Origin of the sequence: Roseovarius sp. MMSF_3281, assembly GCF_030733685.1 — a bacterium.
GTDB lineage: Bacteria > Pseudomonadota > Alphaproteobacteria > Rhodobacterales > Rhodobacteraceae > Roseovarius.
Genome location: NZ_JASHIM010000029.1, coordinates 1 through 19,223 on the forward strand (window position 1 = coordinate 1; position 19,223 = coordinate 19,223).

18 protein-coding genes and 1 pseudogene are annotated in these 19,223 nt (G+C 57.7%); 11 read left to right on the top strand and 8 right to left on the bottom strand.

What is annotated here, in order from left to right:
* Positions 1-17 precede the first annotated feature (17 nt).
* The 3 genes and pseudogenes from RBB32_RS19295 to RBB32_RS19300 form a co-directional block, all read right to left on the bottom strand.
* The gene (locus RBB32_RS19295) at positions 18-398 is read right to left on the bottom strand and encodes a hypothetical protein (protein WP_306155110.1); all 381 of its coding nucleotides are present in this window, start codon (positions 396-398) and stop codon (positions 18-20) included.
* A gap of 493 nt (positions 399-891) precedes the next feature.
* Positions 892-975, bottom strand: a pseudogene (locus tag RBB32_RS21400) (IS6 family transposase); the annotation flags it as partial.
* Positions 965-1,729 (bottom strand): IclR family transcriptional regulator, encoded by a 765-nt coding sequence (locus RBB32_RS19300; protein ID WP_371931085.1) that lies wholly within the window; start codon positions 1,727-1,729, stop codon positions 965-967. The pseudogene RBB32_RS21400 and the gene RBB32_RS19300, both read right to left, overlap by 11 nt.
* A 146-nt stretch (positions 1,730-1,875) precedes the next feature.
* Here RBB32_RS19300 and RBB32_RS19305 point away from each other — a divergent pair, with 146 nt between their 5' ends.
* From RBB32_RS19305 to RBB32_RS19355, 11 genes are all read left to right on the top strand, one after another.
* Positions 1,876-3,084: a CaiB/BaiF CoA-transferase family protein gene (locus RBB32_RS19305; RefSeq protein WP_306155115.1), complete on the top strand. Its 1,209-nt coding sequence runs from the start codon at positions 1,876-1,878 to the stop codon at positions 3,082-3,084.
* A complete protein-coding gene (locus RBB32_RS19310) occupies positions 3,081-4,247 on the top strand; it encodes an acyl-CoA dehydrogenase family protein (RefSeq protein ID WP_306155117.1) in 1,167 nt (388 codons plus the stop codon). The genes RBB32_RS19305 and RBB32_RS19310 overlap by 4 nt, the downstream gene beginning before the upstream one ends.
* Before the next feature lie 11 nt (positions 4,248-4,258).
* Positions 4,259-4,723 (top strand): MaoC family dehydratase, encoded by a 465-nt coding sequence (locus RBB32_RS19315; RefSeq protein WP_306155119.1) that lies wholly within the window; start codon positions 4,259-4,261, stop codon positions 4,721-4,723.
* A complete protein-coding gene (locus RBB32_RS19320) occupies positions 4,723-5,577 on the top strand; it encodes a CoA ester lyase (RefSeq protein ID WP_306155121.1) in 855 nt (284 codons plus the stop codon). Before RBB32_RS19315 ends, RBB32_RS19320 begins: the two co-directional genes overlap by 1 nt.
* 13 nt (positions 5,578-5,590) lie before the next feature.
* A complete protein-coding gene (locus RBB32_RS19325; protein ID WP_306155123.1) occupies positions 5,591-6,178 on the top strand; it encodes a TRAP transporter small permease in 588 nt (195 codons plus the stop codon).
* Positions 6,175-7,461, top strand: a complete 1,287-nt coding sequence (locus RBB32_RS19330; protein ID WP_306155125.1) for a TRAP transporter large permease — start codon at positions 6,175-6,177, stop codon at positions 7,459-7,461. The genes RBB32_RS19325 and RBB32_RS19330 overlap by 4 nt, the downstream gene beginning before the upstream one ends.
* 28 nt (positions 7,462-7,489) lie before the next feature.
* Positions 7,490-8,503, top strand: coding sequence for a TRAP transporter substrate-binding protein DctP (dctP, locus tag RBB32_RS19335; protein WP_306155127.1), 1,014 nt, complete (start codon positions 7,490-7,492; stop codon positions 8,501-8,503).
* Positions 8,504-9,186: 683 nt separating this feature from the next.
* Positions 9,187-9,525, top strand: coding sequence for a hypothetical protein (locus RBB32_RS19340; RefSeq protein ID WP_306155129.1), 339 nt, complete (start codon positions 9,187-9,189; stop codon positions 9,523-9,525).
* A gap of 31 nt (positions 9,526-9,556) precedes the next feature.
* Positions 9,557-10,525, top strand: coding sequence for a TAXI family TRAP transporter solute-binding subunit (locus RBB32_RS19345; RefSeq protein WP_306155132.1), 969 nt, complete (start codon positions 9,557-9,559; stop codon positions 10,523-10,525).
* A 70-nt stretch (positions 10,526-10,595) separates the two neighbouring features.
* On the top strand, positions 10,596-12,467 hold the full coding sequence (locus RBB32_RS19350; protein ID WP_306155134.1) for a TRAP transporter fused permease subunit: 1,872 nt from the start codon (positions 10,596-10,598) through the stop codon (positions 12,465-12,467).
* A complete protein-coding gene (locus RBB32_RS19355; RefSeq protein ID WP_306155136.1) occupies positions 12,464-13,852 on the top strand; it encodes an acyclic terpene utilization AtuA family protein in 1,389 nt (462 codons plus the stop codon). The genes RBB32_RS19350 and RBB32_RS19355 overlap by 4 nt, the downstream gene beginning before the upstream one ends.
* 155 nt (positions 13,853-14,007) lie before the next feature.
* Here the strand turns inward: RBB32_RS19355 and RBB32_RS19360 are convergent, their stop codons facing one another.
* The 5 genes from RBB32_RS19360 to RBB32_RS19380 form a co-directional block, all read right to left on the bottom strand.
* The gene (locus tag RBB32_RS19360; protein WP_306155137.1) at positions 14,008-14,763 is read right to left on the bottom strand and encodes an IclR family transcriptional regulator; all 756 of its coding nucleotides are present in this window, start codon (positions 14,761-14,763) and stop codon (positions 14,008-14,010) included.
* A 61-nt stretch (positions 14,764-14,824) separates the two neighbouring features.
* Entirely contained in the window at positions 14,825-15,943 is a 1,119-nt protein-coding gene (gene tcuB / locus RBB32_RS19365; protein ID WP_306155138.1) for a tricarballylate utilization 4Fe-4S protein TcuB, read from the bottom strand.
* Positions 15,933-17,321: an FAD-dependent tricarballylate dehydrogenase TcuA gene (gene tcuA, locus RBB32_RS19370; RefSeq protein WP_371931086.1), complete on the bottom strand. Its 1,389-nt coding sequence runs from the start codon at positions 17,319-17,321 to the stop codon at positions 15,933-15,935. Before tcuA ends, tcuB begins: the two co-directional genes overlap by 11 nt.
* On the bottom strand, positions 17,318-18,217 hold the full coding sequence (locus RBB32_RS19375) for an NAD(P)-dependent oxidoreductase (protein ID WP_306155142.1): 900 nt from the start codon (positions 18,215-18,217) through the stop codon (positions 17,318-17,320). The genes tcuA and RBB32_RS19375 overlap by 4 nt, the downstream gene beginning before the upstream one ends.
* The gene (locus RBB32_RS19380) at positions 18,214-19,176 is read right to left on the bottom strand and encodes an SMP-30/gluconolactonase/LRE family protein (protein WP_306155144.1); all 963 of its coding nucleotides are present in this window, start codon (positions 19,174-19,176) and stop codon (positions 18,214-18,216) included. The genes RBB32_RS19375 and RBB32_RS19380 overlap by 4 nt, the downstream gene beginning before the upstream one ends.
* Positions 19,177-19,223 lie beyond the last annotated feature (47 nt).

Sequence of the window (19,223 nt, forward strand, 5' to 3'; positions counted from 1 at the left end):
AAAAAGCAGCATGAAACCTAAACCCGATACACCTTAGAAACGCTGCAAACCTGTCCGAAATGATAGGACCACTTCAGAGGAAGTTCAGGGCCAGCCAAAAGCGGATAAGTCGAGGCATTATAATTTCGGAGCCATTCGGCCATATCGACCAAATTGTCACGAGTAATAGTTAGCGCATCGTTCACTTTGTAGGGCGTCTCCCCAAAAGTTTGAAACCTGATGACGAAATTGCCGTCGGTTCTTTCATTGATATTGTCAAACGCTTCGACCATTCGCGCGCCATATGCGTGCCCCTTTGGAACGACGCTTACATAGCGCCATTCCACTTTTTCCTGGGCGAAAGCGGGCAACGTCAGCGTGCCTAGCGCTGCAACAAGTGAGATGATTTTTCTCTTCATAATTATCCTCCCAAATTTGGCCACTGAACTGAAAATCAATGAAATGATTCTCTTAATGATGTGGCGTCATATTGAATTATGTACACAAGCAGAATTTTTTTGTCCATTCACAAAAACAAATAGCGAGGTGAAGTGAAGATGCTCACTGTTAAACTGTAGTCATTCAGTTCTTGAGTAAGTGGGTTGTGTTGTACAAAACTCAGAACGGTTTTTTTACGGGCGCATCATGATAAGAGGGGCCATGAGCAGTTTCTTCACCTCAAATATACAAGGCGAGGAACTGTCTTGGCGTTGTTGGGGCGTCTTCCTTACCTGCGAAGTTGGCGATCTGTGTCACTTCAAAGATGTCAGTTTCCCGTCGCAGTTATCCCGTTGATGAAATGCAGCTACTCTTAATCGGGAGATGGGTAGAGGCAGTGATGAGTTCGCGACGGAGGCGGAATAAATTTGCGCTTTTATCACTAGCGGACAACCTGTTGAAAGCTCACACCTAGCGAGCTGATTTGAAACGGCCCTGTATTTTTTCTCGGTTTCGCGTCGGCCTGTATGATCCCACGATGTAATTGTTAAGGTTCTTGGCTGTCGCCGACCAGGCTATTCAGCAGCATCGCATGCTGCTCTGCTTTGTCGCTCACGCGATATAATGGGCCCGCAACTGTTACGGCAAAGATGCGATGCCCTTCAACAAACGGTACTGCAACACCACCCAGATCGGGTGAGTAATGAGATGCGGACTGAAACCAGCCGCGGCGACGGCCGGCCTCGATTTGAGCGATGACCTCGTCAGCACTCATCGGTGTGTTCTCGCCATATCTTTCATAGTTAACTTTGCGCAGAAGAACGCCCAGATCATGTTCCGAGAGTTGCGATAGCAGCGCCTGACCGGATGCAGTGGCATGGATCGGGACACGTTTTCCCGGAGTTGCCGCATAGCGAATACTTGCTGGGGATTCGATCACGTCCAGAAACACTGCGAACATTCCGCTGGCGGCCGAGATGCATACTGTCTCGCCTGTTGTCGCGGCCAGTTTCGACACGGCTTGCAGCAGATGGTCAGGAATCGGTTCTCCTTCGGTGAAAGCGCTGGCGATCTGGAGCCACCGCGGTGTCGGATAGTACCCCGATCGCGCCTGCGGTTCATAGAGATAGCCGTTTTCAATCAATGTCGAGAGAATATTGAAGGCGCTGGAGCGGGGCCAGCCAAAGTGTGCAACCACATCCGCGAGGGTGGCTGGAGTTTTTCGTTTTGCGAAAAACTCCAGCAAACCCAATAGGTTTTCAACTTGTTTGACTGTCAAGGCATCTCTCCTTCCATCGTTCGTTCTGCGCATTTTCACTCAACAATGTCCAGACTGAGTGCCTGAGCGGATCGGACATGGTGAAAGAAAATCATTGACTCCTATATTAACGATCTTCATTTTGATCACAATTATGGATATAAGGTCCATATATATGAATAAAATAGCGAGAGGCAATAATGGGGCCACTGGACGGATTGCGTATCCTTGATTTGACGACGGTCCTTATGGGCCCCTATGCCACGCAAATTCTCGGGGATTACGGCGCGCAGGTGATCAAGGTAGAAGCCCCCGGTGGCGACGTGGTCAGGCAGATCGGTCCGTCCCGGAGCCCGGATATGGGGCCACTCTATCTGAACGCCAACCGTTCGAAGCGGGACATCGCGCTGGACCTCAAGAATGAAAAATCTCGCGAGGCGATCCTGAAGTTGGTCGAAGACGCGGACATTCTGGTGACCAATATTCGGCCTCGGGCCATGGCTCGCCTGGGTCTGTCCTATGAGGAACTGGCAGCAGTGAACCCACGGCTGATCTATGCCGCCCTAGTGGGCTACAGTCAGGCAGGCCCATATGCGGAACGACCGGCCTATGACGATCTTATTCAGGGTGGATCCTGTATTGCGCACAGCTTCGTGCGTGCCGGAGGCAAGCCGGCGTATGTGCCCGCAGCTATCGCCGACAGGATTGTAGGGATCTCTGCCATTAACGCCATTTTGGCTGCCGTAATCGAGAGATCGCGTTCAGGCATTGGACAAAAGGTCGAGGTTCCGATGTTTGAAACCATGGTCTCGATGGTCATGAGTGACCACATGGGTGGGCTGACCTTCGATCCTCCGATGGACAGTGGAGGCTATGCCCGGCACCTGTCACGAGATCGACGCCCCTATCAAACGCGCGACGGATATGTCTGCGCCCTGATTTATAATGATGGTCACTGGCAACGCTTTTTCAAAGAGATTGGGCGGAGCGACATCCCTGAAAATGACAACCGTTTTGCCAGTTTCTCCAGCCGTATGGCCAATATCGATTTCGTCTATGCATCTCTGGGTGAAATCATCCGAACCAAAACCACTGCCGAATGGCTGGAGGTTTTCGAACGCGCAGATGTTCCGGCGATGCCGATGCACAGTTTTGAATCGGTCATCGAGGATCCGCATCTGGATGCCACCGGCTTTTTTCAAACCGTGGATCACCCCACCGAAGGAAAACTGCGCCAGATGGCTGTGCCGGCCTGTTTTTCACGCACCCCCGCAAAACCCGAACGACTAGCACCACGCCTGGGGGAACACGGCCCGGAAATTCTTTCAGAAGTCGGTTTTTCCGACGTCGAAATTGCCGAGCTGCAACGCTGCGGTGCTCTTTGCGTCATGAACGAGGATAAGGAATGAAATTCGATCTGAATGAAGATCAAATCGCGATCCGCGATGCTGTGTCCCGCATCTGCGAGCGGTTTGATGCAGAATATTGGCTGACGCGTGATCGCGAGGGCGGTTTCCCGCTGGACTTTTATGATGCACTGGCCGCCGAGGGGTGGCTGGGTATCTGCACCGATGAGGCGCAGGGAGGTGCAGGTTTGGGTGTTACCGAAGCTGCGATCATGATGCGCACCATCTCTGAATCCGGGGCAGGCCTCTCAGGGGCCTCTGCCGTACATATTAATATCTTCGGGCTGAATCCGGTGGCCGTGTTTGGCACCGATGAACAAAAGGAGCGGATGATCCGCCCGATGGCGGAGGGCAAGGAAAAAGCCTGTTTCGCCGTGACCGAACCCAATACCGGGCTGAACACCACGCAACTGAAGCTGCGGGCGGAAAAGCGCGGCGACAAATACGTGGTGAACGGTCAGAAAGTCTGGATTTCCACCGCACAAGTCGCCGATAACCTGCTGGTATTGGCGCGCACTACGCCCCTGGATCAGGTGAAATCGCCTACGCATGGGCTGTCGCTGTTCTATACGCCGTTCGACCGTAGCCGGATCAAGGTCAGCGAGATCGAAAAGATGGGCCGCAAGGCGGTGGATTCAAACGAGTTGTTCTTCGAGAACTTCGAAATCCCCGAAAGTGACAGGATCGGCGAAGAAGGCCGTGGCTTTGAGTATATCCTGCATGGGTTGAACCCCGAACGTATCCTGATCGCCTCGGAGGCGGTGGGGCTGGGATTTGCCGCGCTGCAACGTGCGACCGACTATGCCAAGGAGCGAGAAGTGTTCGACCGCCCCATCGGCAAGAACCAGTCAATCCAGCACCCGTTGGCCGTTTGCTATGCGGAACTGGAGGCTGCTTGGCTGATGATCATGAAGGCGGCCTGGGAATATGACAATAACCTGCCCTGCGGGGCTTCGGCAAACTCGGCGAAGTATCTGGCTGGCGAGGCCGGTTACAACGCTTGCCAGACAGCGGTCATGACCCATGGTGGCTTTGGCTATGCCAAGGAATACCATGTCGAACGCTATCTGCGTGAAAGCCTGATTCCGCGCATCGCGCCCGTATCACCGCAACTTGCCCTTTGTTATATCGCCGAGAAGGTCCTGGGCCTTCCGAAGTCGTACTGAGGAGATACGTCATGCCCGGATTGTATTTTGAAGACTTCGAAGTAGATCGCAGGTTTCGCCACGAATTGACCCGCACCGTTACAGAGGCGGACAATACAATGTTCAGCCTGATGTCGATGAATCCGCAGCCTTTGCATATCGACGCAGCATTTTCCGAAAGCACCGAATGGGGGCAGCGGTTGTTCAACTCGCTGTTCACTCTGGCAATCATGATCGGCATGACGGTGCAGGACACCACGTTGGGGACCACGATCGGAAACCTGGGCATGTCCGATGTTCGGTTTCCAAATCCGGTCTTTCATGGCGATACGTTGCGGGCGGAAACCCGTATCGTATCGAAACGCGCAAGCAAATCCCGCCCCGAGGCCGGTCTGGTCGAGTTTGAACACAGTTGCTTTAACCAGCATGGCACAGTGGTCGCCTCATGTCGGCGGATGGGATTGATGCGCAAACGCTCAACCGAAGGAGTCGCCTGATGCGCAGCTTTCTGTTCGTTCCCGGCGATAGCCCCCGCAAATTTGCCAAGGCGATTGTGGGCGATGCCGATGCGCTGATCCTAGACCTGGAGGACTCTGTCACCGAATCCGCGAAGGCCGAGGCCCGTACTTGCGTGACCAACATGCTAGGCGCTGAACGCGATCAAAAGGCTTTATTTGTACGGGTGAATGCGCTGGATACCGGTATGACGCTGACTGATCTGTCCGCCGTGATGCCCCATGCGCCCGATGGAATTGTACTTCCCAAATGTGAAGGCCCGGATGATTTGCGGCAGTTGGCGCATTATCTGGCCGCGTTCGAGATGGCGTATGATTTGCCGCACACCCGTATTCTGGTGATTGCCACCGAAACGGCGGCCTCTCTGTTCAGCCTTGGCCGGTACCGGGATGTCGACCCCCGCCTTTGGGGCATGATGTGGGGCGCCGAAGATCTGGCCGCCTCGCTTGGTGCCCGGCAGAACGCAGAAAACGGCATCTATCATGAACCTTTCCGGCTGGCCCGTAATCTTTGCCTTGCCGGAGCCGCGGCGGCCGGCGTTGTGGCGGTAGATACGATTTGCGCCACGCTGAACGATCTGGACGCGCTGGAAGCCGAGGCCCGTATCGCCCGGCGTGACGGGTTTGGAGCGAAGGCGGTGATCCATCCCAACCATATCGCGCCGGTGAACCGCGCTTTCCAGCCAACCGGGCAGGAAATGCAATGGGCCCAGAAGGTTATGGATGCTTTTGCCGCCAATCCCGACGCTGGCGTGGTGAATATTGACGGGCAGATGGTTGATAAGCCGCATGAACGGACAGCGCGCATAATTCTGGCTGCACGCGGCCCCACCTGAACAGGAGAACATAATGGGAGGAGTTTTGGAGGAGAACAAGCCGGTCAATATGCTATCGGCTTTGTTGGCGAGGGTGGAAACCCTGCTGATCGGTATCTCGGCGGCAGCTATGGCTGCGATCATGCTGATCGTCGTGTTGGATGTCTGCCTGCGTTACCTGTTGTCTTCGCCGTTGACATGGTCCTACAGCCTGATCGGGCTGTATCTGGTCGGAGCAGTGTTCTTTCTGGCCCTGTCGGACACGATGCATCATCACGGCCATATCGCGCTGGATGTGTTTGTGCCATTCCTGCCTCGCCTTGTCCGGCATCTGTCGCAGGCCGCAGGTTATGGCATATCGACACTGTTCATCGGAGTGATGACTTGGCTGGGCTATGTCCAGTCGCGTGACGCTTTTATATCCGATGCCCGTGTGGCCGAAGCCGTGGCCTGGCCTACCTGGATCGCCTACGCCTTGCTGACCGTGGGCATGGGCGCGATGTGCCTGCGTTGTGGTTACCGCGCGTTGTTTCATCTGGTCTCGGTTTTCGCCGGGCGCGATATGGTGGAACTGCCCGCTCCTCCCAATACTGAACTCAAATCCGGGGAGCACGGCGAATGAGTGTAACCATAGTTTTGATCCTTCTGATAGTTTTACTGGTTACCGGCATGCCTGTGGCGTTGGCGATGGGCGTCTCGGGGGCAGTAGGGCTGTATATGTTCGGCGGCTGGCCGATCCTTCAGGGCATCCTGAAAACCACTCCGCTGTCTACCGCCAACGATTATGAAATTATCACGATCCCGATGTTTATCCTGATGGCGGAGTTCGTCATTATTTCTGGCGTGGCGAGTGATTTGTTTCGCGCTGCGACGATCTGGGTCGGCCGGTTACGTGGTGGTGTGGCAATGGCCACGGCGCTGGCGGGTGCGGGGTTTGGTGCGATTTCCGGCTCCTCCACGGCAGCGGCGGCGACGCTGGCTTCGACGTCGATCCCGGCGATGTTGAAAGAGGGCTATGATCCTAAGCTGGCCGGCGGTGTCGTTGCGATCTCGGGTACGCTATCCATGCTTATCCCGCCGTCGATTGCGCTGATCCTCTACGGTATCATAGCCGATATTCCTGTTTCGTGGCTGCTGGTGGGTGGTGTGCTGCCCGGCATCTTGGTTACGGCAACGATTATGCTGACCATCGCCTTTCTTGTGTGGCGCGACCCAAAGGCAGCCCCCAAAGGGCAAGCGTATAGCATCTTGCAGAAATTGAAGTCACTTCAACGGGTCGGGCCGGTTTTGATATTGTTCTTTGCCGTCACCGGTACGATTTATTCCGGCATTGCCACACCCACCGAAGCAGCCGGAATCGGTGCCTTCTGCGCCATGTTGATTGCTGCTTGGGAACGCAAGCTCACGCTTCCGAACAGTTGGCTGGCGCTGCGCTCTGCCGCGCAGACCACATGCATGATCTTGTTCATCATCTTGGGTGCGCATGTTTTTGGCTACTATTTCACGCTCACCCGCGTCACCAACGATTTGACCGATTGGGTGGGTGCGTTGGAAGTGTCGCGTTGGGCTATTCTGGCTGTAATTCTGTTCGGCTATTTGATCCTTGGCTTCTTCATGGACCAGATTGCCATTCTGATCCTGACCGTTCCCGTAGTGCTGCCTTTGGTGCATCAACTGGGCTTCGATCCAGTGTGGTTCGGCGTGCTGATCGTCGTCACCGCCGAGGTGGGTATGGTCACACCGCCGATGGGGATGAATGTCTTTGTCGTGGCCAGATATACCCGCCGTCCACTAGGCGAGCTTTTTCTGGGGGTCATGCCCCATGTCTGGGCACATCTGATTGTGATCGCACTACTGGCAGCCTTTCCCGCCATCATCCTGTGGCTGCCATCCACCATGCAGTGACAAATTAAACCAAGGAGGAGAAGTAACCATGAAACATACCATTTTGGGATCCCTTGCCGGCTTGATGCTCGGCCTGGGCACGGGTGCAGCAACGGCACAGGATGTGACGCTTCGCGTCGCCGACAGCCTGCCGGTGGGACATTACATTGCGGAAAGCCTGCTGCTGCCATTCATTGACGAGATCGAAAAGACAACCGACGGAAAAGTTGGTTTCGACTATTTCCCCGCGCAACAGTTGGGTAAGGCGAAGGATATGCTGTCACTGACCCAGACCGGCGTAACCGATATGGGGTATATCGGCGCCTCATATGTGGCGGACAAACTACCATTGAGTTCAGTCGCGCAGCTTCCCGGTTCGTTCTCCAGTTCGTGCGAGGGAACCATGGCATACTGGTCGCTTGCCAAACCTGGCGGCATTCTGGATCAGGAAGAATATGCCCCTGAAGGCGTTCGTGCACTGATGGTTCTCGCCTTGGCACCATATCAGCTATTCTCTGCGAAGGAGCTTAGCGATCTCGAAAGCTTTCAGGGCCAAAAGATGCGGACAAGCGGAGGCGCCCAAGCACTTGCCATGACCAAGTTGGGCGGAGTGCCGGTGCAAATGTCTGCGCCGGAAACACGCGAAGCCCTGTCACGTGGCACTTTGGATGCAATCGTCTTCCCACACAGTTCCGTACCGCCCTATGATCTGACTCCCCACCTCAAATCCGCTACAGAGGATCTTAACCTGGGATCGTTCGTATTGGCATACATGATTAGCCAAGAAAAATACGACAGCTTGCCTGCCGATGTTCAGCAATCCCTGACCGAAGCAGGCGAAGAAGCGACCCGCCGCGCATGCGAACTAGTCGACGCTCAAGACAGAACGGACAAACAGGCGATTGCCGACGAGGGTGTTAACTTTGTCAAACTGCCCGAAAGTGACGTTGCAAAAGTTCAAAAAATTCTCGCCGGGGTCGGCGATGAATGGGCGGCCGAGCTTGACGCTCGGGGTAAACCCGGCTCGACAGTGTTGTCGGCCTTTCAGGACGCACTGAATTAAGCCTTGGACCGGAAGGCGCCTGTCGTCTGCTCGCGTCATGCGTGACAACGTGATGGCAGGCGTCTTTCGCATCACCGAGTAATAGTGTTGAATCGGCATGGCGAACCTGTCTAAGGCGCGCATGCTGATAAAGGCTTCCGGTCGTGGTGGGCGATCAGACTGAAGATGAAGCACTCGGTCGCAAGTGCGATCCGGTGTGATTGAACCGGAGCGTCAAGACATTCGTGACGGCTCTCGATAGCACGCTAGTGCCAGTGTTCCACGCCTACGTTTATAATAGTAACTTTGCGCAATTTCTATTTGCCCTTTGGGCCCTTTACGACGAACTCCTGAACAAGGAGATATTAGAGGTGACCCGGCGTAAGCTGTCGCTCTGGAGTTACAGGAAAAGCAGCGTCAGATCATACCCTTCGCTGGGAAAACAGGCACCCGATAAGCGTTTCGGATACTTAAGCAATTTGAAAGCTTTACACCCGGTCCCGGCGCGCGCGCCTAAACCGACAAGCAGAACTACCAAAATCGAAGGCCCGGACTTTCCTTGTGAAGGAGGGAGTATTGGTCGGCGTGTAAAAACGCAAAAATGCGTTGCTATATGATCCTGTATGCGCAATAACAGAACATATGGACTGTTCAGCAGACCAATTTAGAGACCTGAAGGCTGAATGATGAGAGGCGATGGGCATATGACCGAGATGATTCCGATACATGCGCTTGCGCACGCCCGTTCGGGCGACAAGGGCAACCGGCAGAACATCTCCGTCATTCCCTATGATCCAACGCATTGGGATCATCTGGTGACACATGTTACAGAACCAAGCGTGCGGGAGCTTTTCGGGCATCGTGGAGTAAGCAAAGTTACACGCTTCCTGCTGCCCGGTCTTCCCGCCATGAACTTCGTTCTCGATGATGCGCTTGAGGGTGGGGTGAATTCCTCGCTCGCGCTCGACACTCATGGCAAGAGCGCCTCTTTCCTGCTGCTCGGGCTTCTGATCCCGCCGGCGGAAAATCCGGCGGACACCTAATCACGACCAAAAGTATCCAAGGGAGGATCATATGAAACATCTGGCAACCGCTGCCATTTTGGCGGCTTCGATCTGTGCATCAGGGGGCGCGATAGGGCAGGAGCGCCTCGCTATCGGTTCGACGGCATCGTCGTCCAGCCACTATGCTTACTATGTGGCGGCGAGTCAGGCCATCAACGCCGACGCCGAGGGTATCGAGACGAACGTGGTGGAAACTGGCGCCACGCTCGATAACCTCAGAAGGCTCCAACGCGGGCAGGTCGACATGGGGCTCGTGACCACCAACGTCGCCTATGACGTCTATCATGGCGAAGGCGATTTTGAGGGGCGTGCCTACGGTGGGCTGGTACTCTGGGTCTACGGCGTTTCGATACAGAATGTTGTGGTGCGTGAGGACTCCGGTATCGAAGCGCTCGCTGATCTTGAAGGCGCGCGTTTCAACCCAGGCATCGTCGGCTCTGGCACCGAAGCAACGGCACAGGCCGTATTCTCTGCTCTAGAAATTGCGCCGGATTATGCCCGTGGCTCCACGGGCGATATCGTCGATCAGATCAAGGACAATCGCGTGGCGGGTTATGTGAAGTCCAGTGCAGGTCGCAAACTTGATGCGTCTTCGGTCGATATTAGTACGTTCACACCCATCAACGTGGTTGGTCTGACCGATGCTCAGGCGGACACAATCCGTAGCGAGTTGCCGAGCCTCTCTGTCGTCAGTGTGAACGACGACGAAGCAGCTTCGGGCATTCCCGCCTATCAGACATGGGCCTATGCGACCACGACCATGGCGCGTCCAGATCTGGATGAGGAAACCGCCTATCGCGTCACCAAGGCGATCGTTGAGGACAATGAACTGCAGTCGGCAGCCTTTGCCGGGCTAAAAGGCTCTGACATTCCGCAGATGACCATGTCGCTGGCTACAACGCCGCTGCATCCCGGTGCGATCCGCTACTACGAGGAAATTGGCGTCACCGTGCCCGATCACTTGAAGTCCGGACAATAAAGTCGAGCCAGATATGACAACTGACCCGAATACTCACCGGGGGCAAGCAGAGCCGAGGGCGCTTCGCATTATGCGAAGCGTTCTCGCGCTGATGATCGGGCTCTTTATCCTCTGGACAGCCGTCCGCGGCCCGTTTGACTCGCTTGTGCAGCGCTCGATTATGCTAGCGATGGTGATGACGCTGGGCTTTCTTAGTTTTCCACTACATCGCAATGGTCCCCGTAGACGCTGGACGCTTGCAATCGACGGTCCGCTGTGGGCCGGGTCAGTTGCCGCCTGCATCTATGTCGCTGCCAAGGCGGACACAATAATGACGACCCTGCCGCTGGCATCGCCGTTGGACATGGCGCTGACGGCGGTACTGGTGCTGGCGATCCTCGAAGTGTCGCGCCGGGCCGTGGGCATCGCCTTTCCGATCCTCATCTCGATTGGCATCATTTACGTCTTCTTCGGCGATCTGATCTCGGGGCGGCTGGGCCATCGCGGCTTTGATATCTATTTCGTTACGGAAACCCTGTTGATGTCCGACATCGGGATCTGGGGCAAGCTAACGGGCATTGCCGCGACCGTTATCGCGGCCTTCGTCCTGTTTGGCGCGATGTTGCTGCGCTCTGGCGGCGGCGAGACCTTCATGGATCTCGCTATCCTCGTTTCCGGACGCCGCGTCGGAGGTGCCGCCAAAATTGCCACCATCGCCTCTGCCGCCTTCGGGTCTGTTAACGGCAGCGCTGTGGCCAATGTCGCCACGACCGGATCGATGACGATCCCGCTGATGCGTCGGATAGGCTACCCCGCGCCGCTCTCCGCCGCGGTCGAGGCGGTTGCCTCCACCGGCGGACAGATTACCCCGCCCATCCTGGGCGCAGCCGCCTTTATCATGGCCGAGATCGTGGGCGTGGAATATCTGCGCATCGCGCTTGCCGCGCTGATACCGGCCCTGTTGTTCTATGGCGGTGCCCTGCTGACCATTCACCTGATCGCCCTGCGCAATCGCTACGGTGTCGTGCCCGAGGAAGACATCCCCGCTGCGCGAGAGGTACTAACCCTTGCGCGGCTGGCGCCGATCATCGGCGGACTGGGTGGCTTGATGTGGATGTTGACTGCGGGCCGGTCGGTCGCCTTCTCCGCAGCATTCGGTATCGTTTGCATGGTGGTTCCCTTCGTGATCTTCGAACTGTTGTCTTCCCGCAGGCCGCGCGAGACCCTTGGCAAACTGGTTCACGGGCTTTTGGACGCGGGGCAGGGGATCGTCATCGTATTCGTCATGCTGATCGGGGCGCAGATCCTCGTCAGCCTCATCAACATGACAGGGGTGGGTATAACTATCTCGTCTCTGACCGTGGCATTGGGTGGGCAAAACATGATCCTCGTGGCGCTCATCGTGGCGCTAGCCTGTCTGATCCTGGGCATGGGCATTCCGACAACCGCGGCCTATGTGCTGGTCGCTGCGGTTATGGCGCCGGCGCTGATCGCCATCAAGATCGAGCCGCTAGCGGCCCATATGTTCGTGTTTTACTACGCCACGATCTCGGTCATCACGCCCCCGCTCTGCGTGGCGGTTTTCGTGGCGGCCTCGATTGCCAAGACTAGTTGGTTCCAGGTAGCCCTGCACGCGGTGCGGCTGGGGGCTGTTACCTATGTCGTGCCTTTCATGTTCCTGACCTATCCCGGGATGCTGTGGTCGGGCAGCCCTCTGGATATTGCTGAGGCGGTGCTTTCGGGCTCGGTTCTGGTGATTGCCTTCGCGCTGTTGCTCTCCGGTGTGCGATTGCGGGGCAGTCGTGTCGCCGCGATCCTGGTCTATGGGTGCTCTGCCGCGCTAGCCTTCGTACCCCAGCATGCAGCCCTGGTCATCGCGGCCTTGTTGCTCGTTACGGGGTTGGTTCTGGGACGGCATTTCCGAGTGCCGGATGATCCCGATCTTGCGGACCCGGTACGATGACACGGCCGCTGTTGATAGGATCTGGCGCTGGGTTCTCCGGTGATCGGGTTGACGCGGGTCTGCCCGTTGTGCGCGAGATCGCGCGCCAAGGTGGCGGCGTCATCATCTACGAGACTATTGGCGAACGAACCCTGGCGCTTGGTCAGAGCGCGTACCAGCGAGATCCGAGCACTGGGTACGAGCCGCTCCTAGAGCAATATCTAGAGCCGGTCCTGGCCGAGGCGCTGGCAGGTGGTGTCGCCATCGTCGGCAACTTCGGTTGCGCCAACCCGGTGGCTGCGGCCCGGAGCATCGGAGCACTTGTGGACAGGCTCGGTCTGTCTCGCCCACGGATCGCCGTGGTGGAGGGGGATGACATCCTTCCTGATTTTGATCCACAGGCGGCCCTGTCGTGGGAACAGGATGACGCCCTGCCATTGCCACCCGGCGGGCTTCTTTCCGCAAATGCTTATACAGGGGCGCAGGGTATTGCCGATGCGCTCAGAAGCGGCGCGCAGATTGTCGTCACGGGGCGTGTGGCCGACCCGGCGCTGGCCCTCGGGCCGCTGGTGGCCCATCATGGATGGGATTGGATGGATCATGATCTTATCGCGGCGGGAACGCTTGCTGGGCATCTTCTGGAATGCGGCAGCCAAGTGAGCGGCGGCTATTTTGCCGATCCCGGGTGCAAGAACGTGCCCGGAATGGCCGAGATCGGGTTCCCGATCGGGTCCATTGCAACTGATGGCACGCTTGATCTTTTCAAGCCACCCGCAACAGGGGGATGTATCACCCGCGCCACCGTTTCGGAACAATTGCTGTACGAGGTTCACGACCCAACAGCTTATGTTACACCCGATGTCGTCCTCGATCTGACCGGTGTGCGGCTCGAGGAGATTGGAGTGGATCGTGTCCGCGTGACAGGAGCGAGAGGTCACCCTCCTCCCAGCCATCTCAAGGTGACTGTGGGCTACGAAGGCCATTGGTTTGGAGAGGCCGAGATATCCTACGCAGGGCCCGGGTGCACGGGGCGCGCGCGTTTGGCTGCGGAAACCCTTGAGCAGCGCCTATGTATGCGTGCGTTACCGCTATTGGGGCGGCGGGTGGATATTGTGGGCATCAATTCCAGTTTTGGGGACGATGCCGGGAACTACATGCGTGGCCATCCCGATCCGGTGGTGCCAGAAGTCCGCGTGCGACTTGCCGTCAGAACAGAGACGCGAGAGAGCGCCGATGCGGCAATGCAGGAGTTGCTTGCTTTGTACTGCTGCGGTCCGGCAGGTGGAGGGGGTGTTCGTACGCATGTCGCGCGACGTGTGGAAACACGCTCTTGCCTCTATCCCAGACACCTTGTCGAAGAGCGGGTCAGTTTTGTCGGACCCGAGGGGCTTGGCGTCTGTTCATAAGAAACTCACACCCAGATCGGCTGCTGCTCAACTTCGATAGCACCTTGTCTCGAAATCTGCCCAGATACCAACCTGGGCCCGGGGCTTTGGGGCCGAGTCGACAGGGACGTCCGGGTCATGGTGTTTCGGTCGCCCGATACCTTAGAGGTCCAGGTTCAGGTTTTTTCCATCGTCTGATCGAGAGGGGCGTAGCTGCCCTCCAGTGCTTCCGTGAGGTCGCGCGCGGCTGTAAGCAGGGGCTGTTTCATCCGGGCGATATCCTCCGGGGCAAAACGCTCCTTCGGTCCGGAAAGTGAGAGCACACCTATCAGGTTGTCACCGCCCGAAAACACAGGCGCCGCCAACCCGGCGCAGAGTTTGTCCCGCTCTCCAAGGGAAATGGCAAAACACTCTTCACGGATCTGTTGAAGCTCGGGCGTATCGGGCGCGTCTGATCCGAAGGCAAGCAGCACCTTGCCTGCGGCGCCGCGACGGATGGGAAGGCGGTCACCCGCCTGCACCCGGTCAAGCGTTGAATGCCGTGAATCCAGACGAAACAGGCAGAGCCTTTCATCCGATGTCTGCCGAATGTGGAACGAAGGGCTTTCCGTCCCCTGGTCCACCAAGCGCTCCATGATCGGCATGACAATATGCCGAAGCGGATTGGACCGTTCATAGGCTAGCCCGAGGTTCATGATCGACGGGCCGAGGGCATACTTGGAGCCCTCTACCCGCATTACGTATCCGGCGTCGAGCAGCGACTCGAGAATGCGAAGGATCGTGCTTTTGTAGAAACCAGTGGTGCGGGAGATTTCGCTCAAATTCCGCGGCAGAGTGGACTGCTCGATTGCTGCCAGGATCGCCAACGCACGATCAACGGCAGCCACGCCGCGGGAATTCTTATCCGTTTGGGATGTCTCTGTCTCTCTCACTCAATCATCCTTCATGTCTGCCACGCTTATATTCGACGCGGGATTAATCAAATACAACTTGCTATTTGCCCTGTCGATGCCTTCGCATGTCGCGGGCGTAGCGCACCAGCGCGAGATAGCGGTAAAGACCATGAACGAACTTGCCGTAGGGCATGGTCAGGAAGAATGTCAGTACGGCGCCAAGGTGCAAGGCCAGAAGCGGACCAAGCAGTGCAGTCTCGCCCAGAATTCGTAGTGCCAGACCACTTGCTCCAGTCACCAGCAGTATCAGGATGAATCCGACTTCCATCCCGCGGAAACTTTGCGCCCCGAGTTCGGGCATGCGGTCACGCTTGGCTCGTAGTAGGCCGATCGGGCCGATCACCAGTCCAATGCCGCCAGCGATCCCCAGCAGTGCAGGGGCGCTATACCAAGAATAGGGCGCGTGCCAGCTAAGGATGTAGTGATAGAAGGTGGCAAGCGAGGTTGCGGCGAAACACAGTATGAAACCGTAGAAGGTGAGGTGGTGCCAGAGGCGTCGTTGGTCGGTCGGCTGATCGTCGTCGTTGAAACACCCCATGCCGCCACCATCGAGATAGCGTAACCGGGCCGTGTCATGAGTTGCCTGGGTGTGATCCATCCTCTCAATGCCAGAGGCGCCGGTGTCCCGCCAGAAAGCGAGTGCACCCATAAAAGTGGCAATTATCATCCAGAGGAAGGCGGCGCCGAAAACCGCCACCATCGCGTTGTGCGGCATCAGTGCGTAGAATCGAGTTTCTTCAAGATGCGCGGTTAGCAACGCCCGCGGATCCCCCACGGTCACGAACCCCGCGATGAACAGCGCGGTCCCTAGCGTCAGTCCGATGGCCAGCGCTGTGCCATGCCGCGCAAACAGCGGTCGTGCCGCCGACGGCCATGCATACTGAGCATAGCTTTCCGCGCGCACCTGCGCCAGTGTGCCGGGCACGTTCACCGCGTATTCATGCGGCGGGGTGAACTGGCAGTCGTGGTAGCAGGCCCCACAGTTATGGCACAAGTTCGCGAGGTGGTTCAGGTCACCGTCGGTGAAGGAGCGCTTCAGTTCCATGGCTGGGAAAACCGCGCAAAGCCCTTCGCAATACCGGCAGGAATTGCAGACCGTCATCAGGCGGTTGGCTTCGGCAAGGGCGGGGGTGCTGTGGGTCGTCGTGTCATGCGACATGGGCAGCGGCCTCCTCTCCGGCAAGGCGGCCGAAGACCGCCCCGATTGTCATGCCGATCCCTGCGGCATAACCTTGTCCCAGCACGTTGCCGGCCATGATTTCACCAGCGGCAAACATGTTTTCGGCGGGCATTCCGTTAGCCATGACCATGCGTGCGCCGTCGTCAACCCGTACTCCGAGGTAGGTGAAGGTGATACCCGGACGCACGGGATAGGCGTAATAGGGGGGGGTCTCGATCTTCTGCGCCCAGTTGGTTTTGTTGATCTCAAGCCCTTCGGTCCGGTTTCCGTCAGGCTCTGACTGATCGAAGGGGCGGCCACCTATCACTGCCTTGTTGAAGGTCGTGACGGTCTCCGTCAGCCGCTTTGGATCGAGAGAAAGTTTGTTTGCCAACTCAAGCAGGCTATCTGCCTGGATCGGCGGGTAAAGGGACGGCATGAATTTCTCCAGGTTGGGCGCGTCGAAGACGATGTAGGCGATCTGGTCCGGCTGTTCGGCAACGAGGCGCCCCCAGATAGCGTATCGCTTGGGCCAGATGTCCTCGCCCTCGTTGTAGAAGCGGTCGGCATTACTGTTGACGACAATGCCGAAAACTACGCAGTCGAGGCGGGTGATTATGCCGCCGTCGAACTTGGGCGCGCGAGCGTCGATCGCCACGGCATGACATTGTGTCGTATCGCCGATCTGCTGAACGCCGCTGTTGATCAAAGCACGGGTCAGGCTGCCCCGGTTGTAGGGAGTGCCTCGGATCAGGAAGTTGTCGGCCCTTTCCCCCCAGCCCTGCTTCAGCCAGTCGATGTCTGCTTGGAAGCCTCCACTGGCGGCGACGAGCGTGCGCGCCTTGATCCTGGTGTGGCCCTTGGGGGTGCGGACCCGGGCGGCGTGGAACCTCGGCCCCTCGATTTCGACGTCAACGATCTCATGATCGTAGCGGATCACGACGCCGAGCCGTTCGGCGGTGCGGTAGAGCGCGTTCAGCATGGACCGCCCGCCGCCGAGGAAGAAGGAATTCGTCCGGCCAAGGCTGAGTGTACCGCCAAGCGAGGGCTGGAACCGAACGCCTTGTTCTTGGATCCAGCCCAGCATGTCATAGGACCGGTCGATCATCATCCGCGCCAGCGCCTCGTCTGTATTGCCGGACGTGACGCGCAGAAGATCCTGCATGAATTCGTCGCCGGTATAGGGCCCGGTCAGCGTTCCGGTGGCGGCATCATGGGCGCAACGCATGTTTCGCGTGTGCCGCGTGTTGCCTCCACGATAGAACTTCGGCGCCTTCTCCAGCACTAGGACACTGCGTCCGGCGCGCCGCGCGGCGATGGCCGCGCAGAGCGCTGCATTGCCGCCACCTGCAATCAGGACATCCCACTCTTGCATCATGTGCGGTCCGTCACGCGGACCAAGGCGGGAAAATAGGCATCGCCCAGCCCAGCCTCGCGTGCCTTTTCCATACGGTCGCGCGCCAGTTCGGCCCCTTGTGCCCGGAAGCGGGTAAGCCTAGCAAGGTCGAGCGCATAGCTTACGTCCTTAAGCGCATAATCCGTCGGGAACGCACCGGTGGGGAAAGTGTCGGGCAGCATGGCTTTCATGCCGTGGTTGCGTAACGCGAAACTGTCGGCAGAGCCTTTCGAGAGCGTGTCGAACAGCAGAGTGTCATCAACACCGGCCGCGCGGCCTAGATTTAACGCCTCGGAAAGGGCGACGACCGTCTCGAACAGGACCATGTTGTTGAGAATCTTGACGACCTGGCCGCAGCCGATCGGTCCGCAGTGGGTGATGTCCGTTGCGGCATGGGCAAGTAGGGGATGTAGCATTGCAAAGTGATTGTCACTGCCGCCTACCATGACCGACAGAGTCCCGTCCTCGGCGGCTTGCCGGGTCCGGGCGACTGGGGCATCGATAAGATGTGCGCCCTTGGCGGCCAACTCATCGGCCAATTCGCGGGTCAACCCCACCGGAGAGGTCGACATGTCGACGATCAATTGACCGGCACGGACGGCGGGTAATATCTCGTTTCGAACCAAGGCCTCGACCTGTTTGCCGCCGGGTAGGGAAAGAAAGAGGATGTCCACCTCTGCGGTCATCGTGGCCACGCTATCAGCGGCGATGGCACCATGTGAGACAAGGCGTTCGATAGGGGCCGCCGACAGGTCAAAGACCTGCATGGCAGCGCCTGATTTCACCAGAATGTTTCGGCAGATCGGTTCTCCCATGACACCCAGACCGGCAAAGCCGAGGGTAGGTGTTTGGGGCGGGACAGTGTCCTGTGATATCATGCGTGTTCTCCTTGCGGAACGGGAATGGAAAGGATCGACGTACCGCAAAGAGACCCAAGGTAGGCGCGGCTTTCGTCTTTGGAAAACGTGACCGAAGCGATGTTGCCGAGGCTGCTTTCGCCCGTGTCGTAAAAATGTTCGCGCCCCATCTGGCCCTGAGCCAGAGCGGTCTCTACACGCTCGACCAGTGCCGCGTCGTAGTCTTGGAGGATCAACTCCATCGCGCCATCCGGCGCGATCCGCCAAAGCCTGTTCGAGACGATACAGGTAACCCAGAGGTGGCCGGAACGGTCAAACCGTATGCCGTCTGGAAAATCGCCGCGCCCGAACTGGACCAACGTGCGGCGGTTTGTCAGCCCCGAGGGGCTGAGATCGAAGCGGGTGATCCGGCGCGAAAATGTTTCGGACACGACAAGTCCTGCACCATCGGGGGTTAAGCGGCATTCATTGGCGAAACAGATGTTATCGGCCAAGATCATTGCCTTGCCATTCACGATGAGCACGATGAGCCCGTCAGCCACTTTGTCTGAATAGGCATTGAACCGGGGCTGTTGAACGGTGCTGACAGTTACCCATGTACGCCCCTGCTCATCGGTCATGACAAAGTTTGCGGCGGCCAGCGGCACGCCATCGACCTGTTCCAAAACGCATTCCAAAAGGTCGCCGGTGGTCAGGCGCCAAATACCCCCACCTTCGCCGATATTGGCAATGAGGGTGCTGCCGTCGGCCTGTGGCGCGATCCCATTGGGCACCAACTCGGCCCCGTTGGCGATGGCCGGTTCAGGGCCGTGGGTGCTGACGCTACCGTCAGGCGCGATGCGACTGACGCCGCGGGCGCGGTGAGACACGATAATGCTTCCTTCGGCATTTACGTGAACCGATTCCGGACGGTCGAGGCCGTCACCGATTCGGCTGACATCGGCAAGGGTGAGGCGTGGCGTGAGTACGGCATGTGTCATTCGAATTGACCTCTGTAGAAACGAACAGTTTGTTCTGTTTTGCCTTG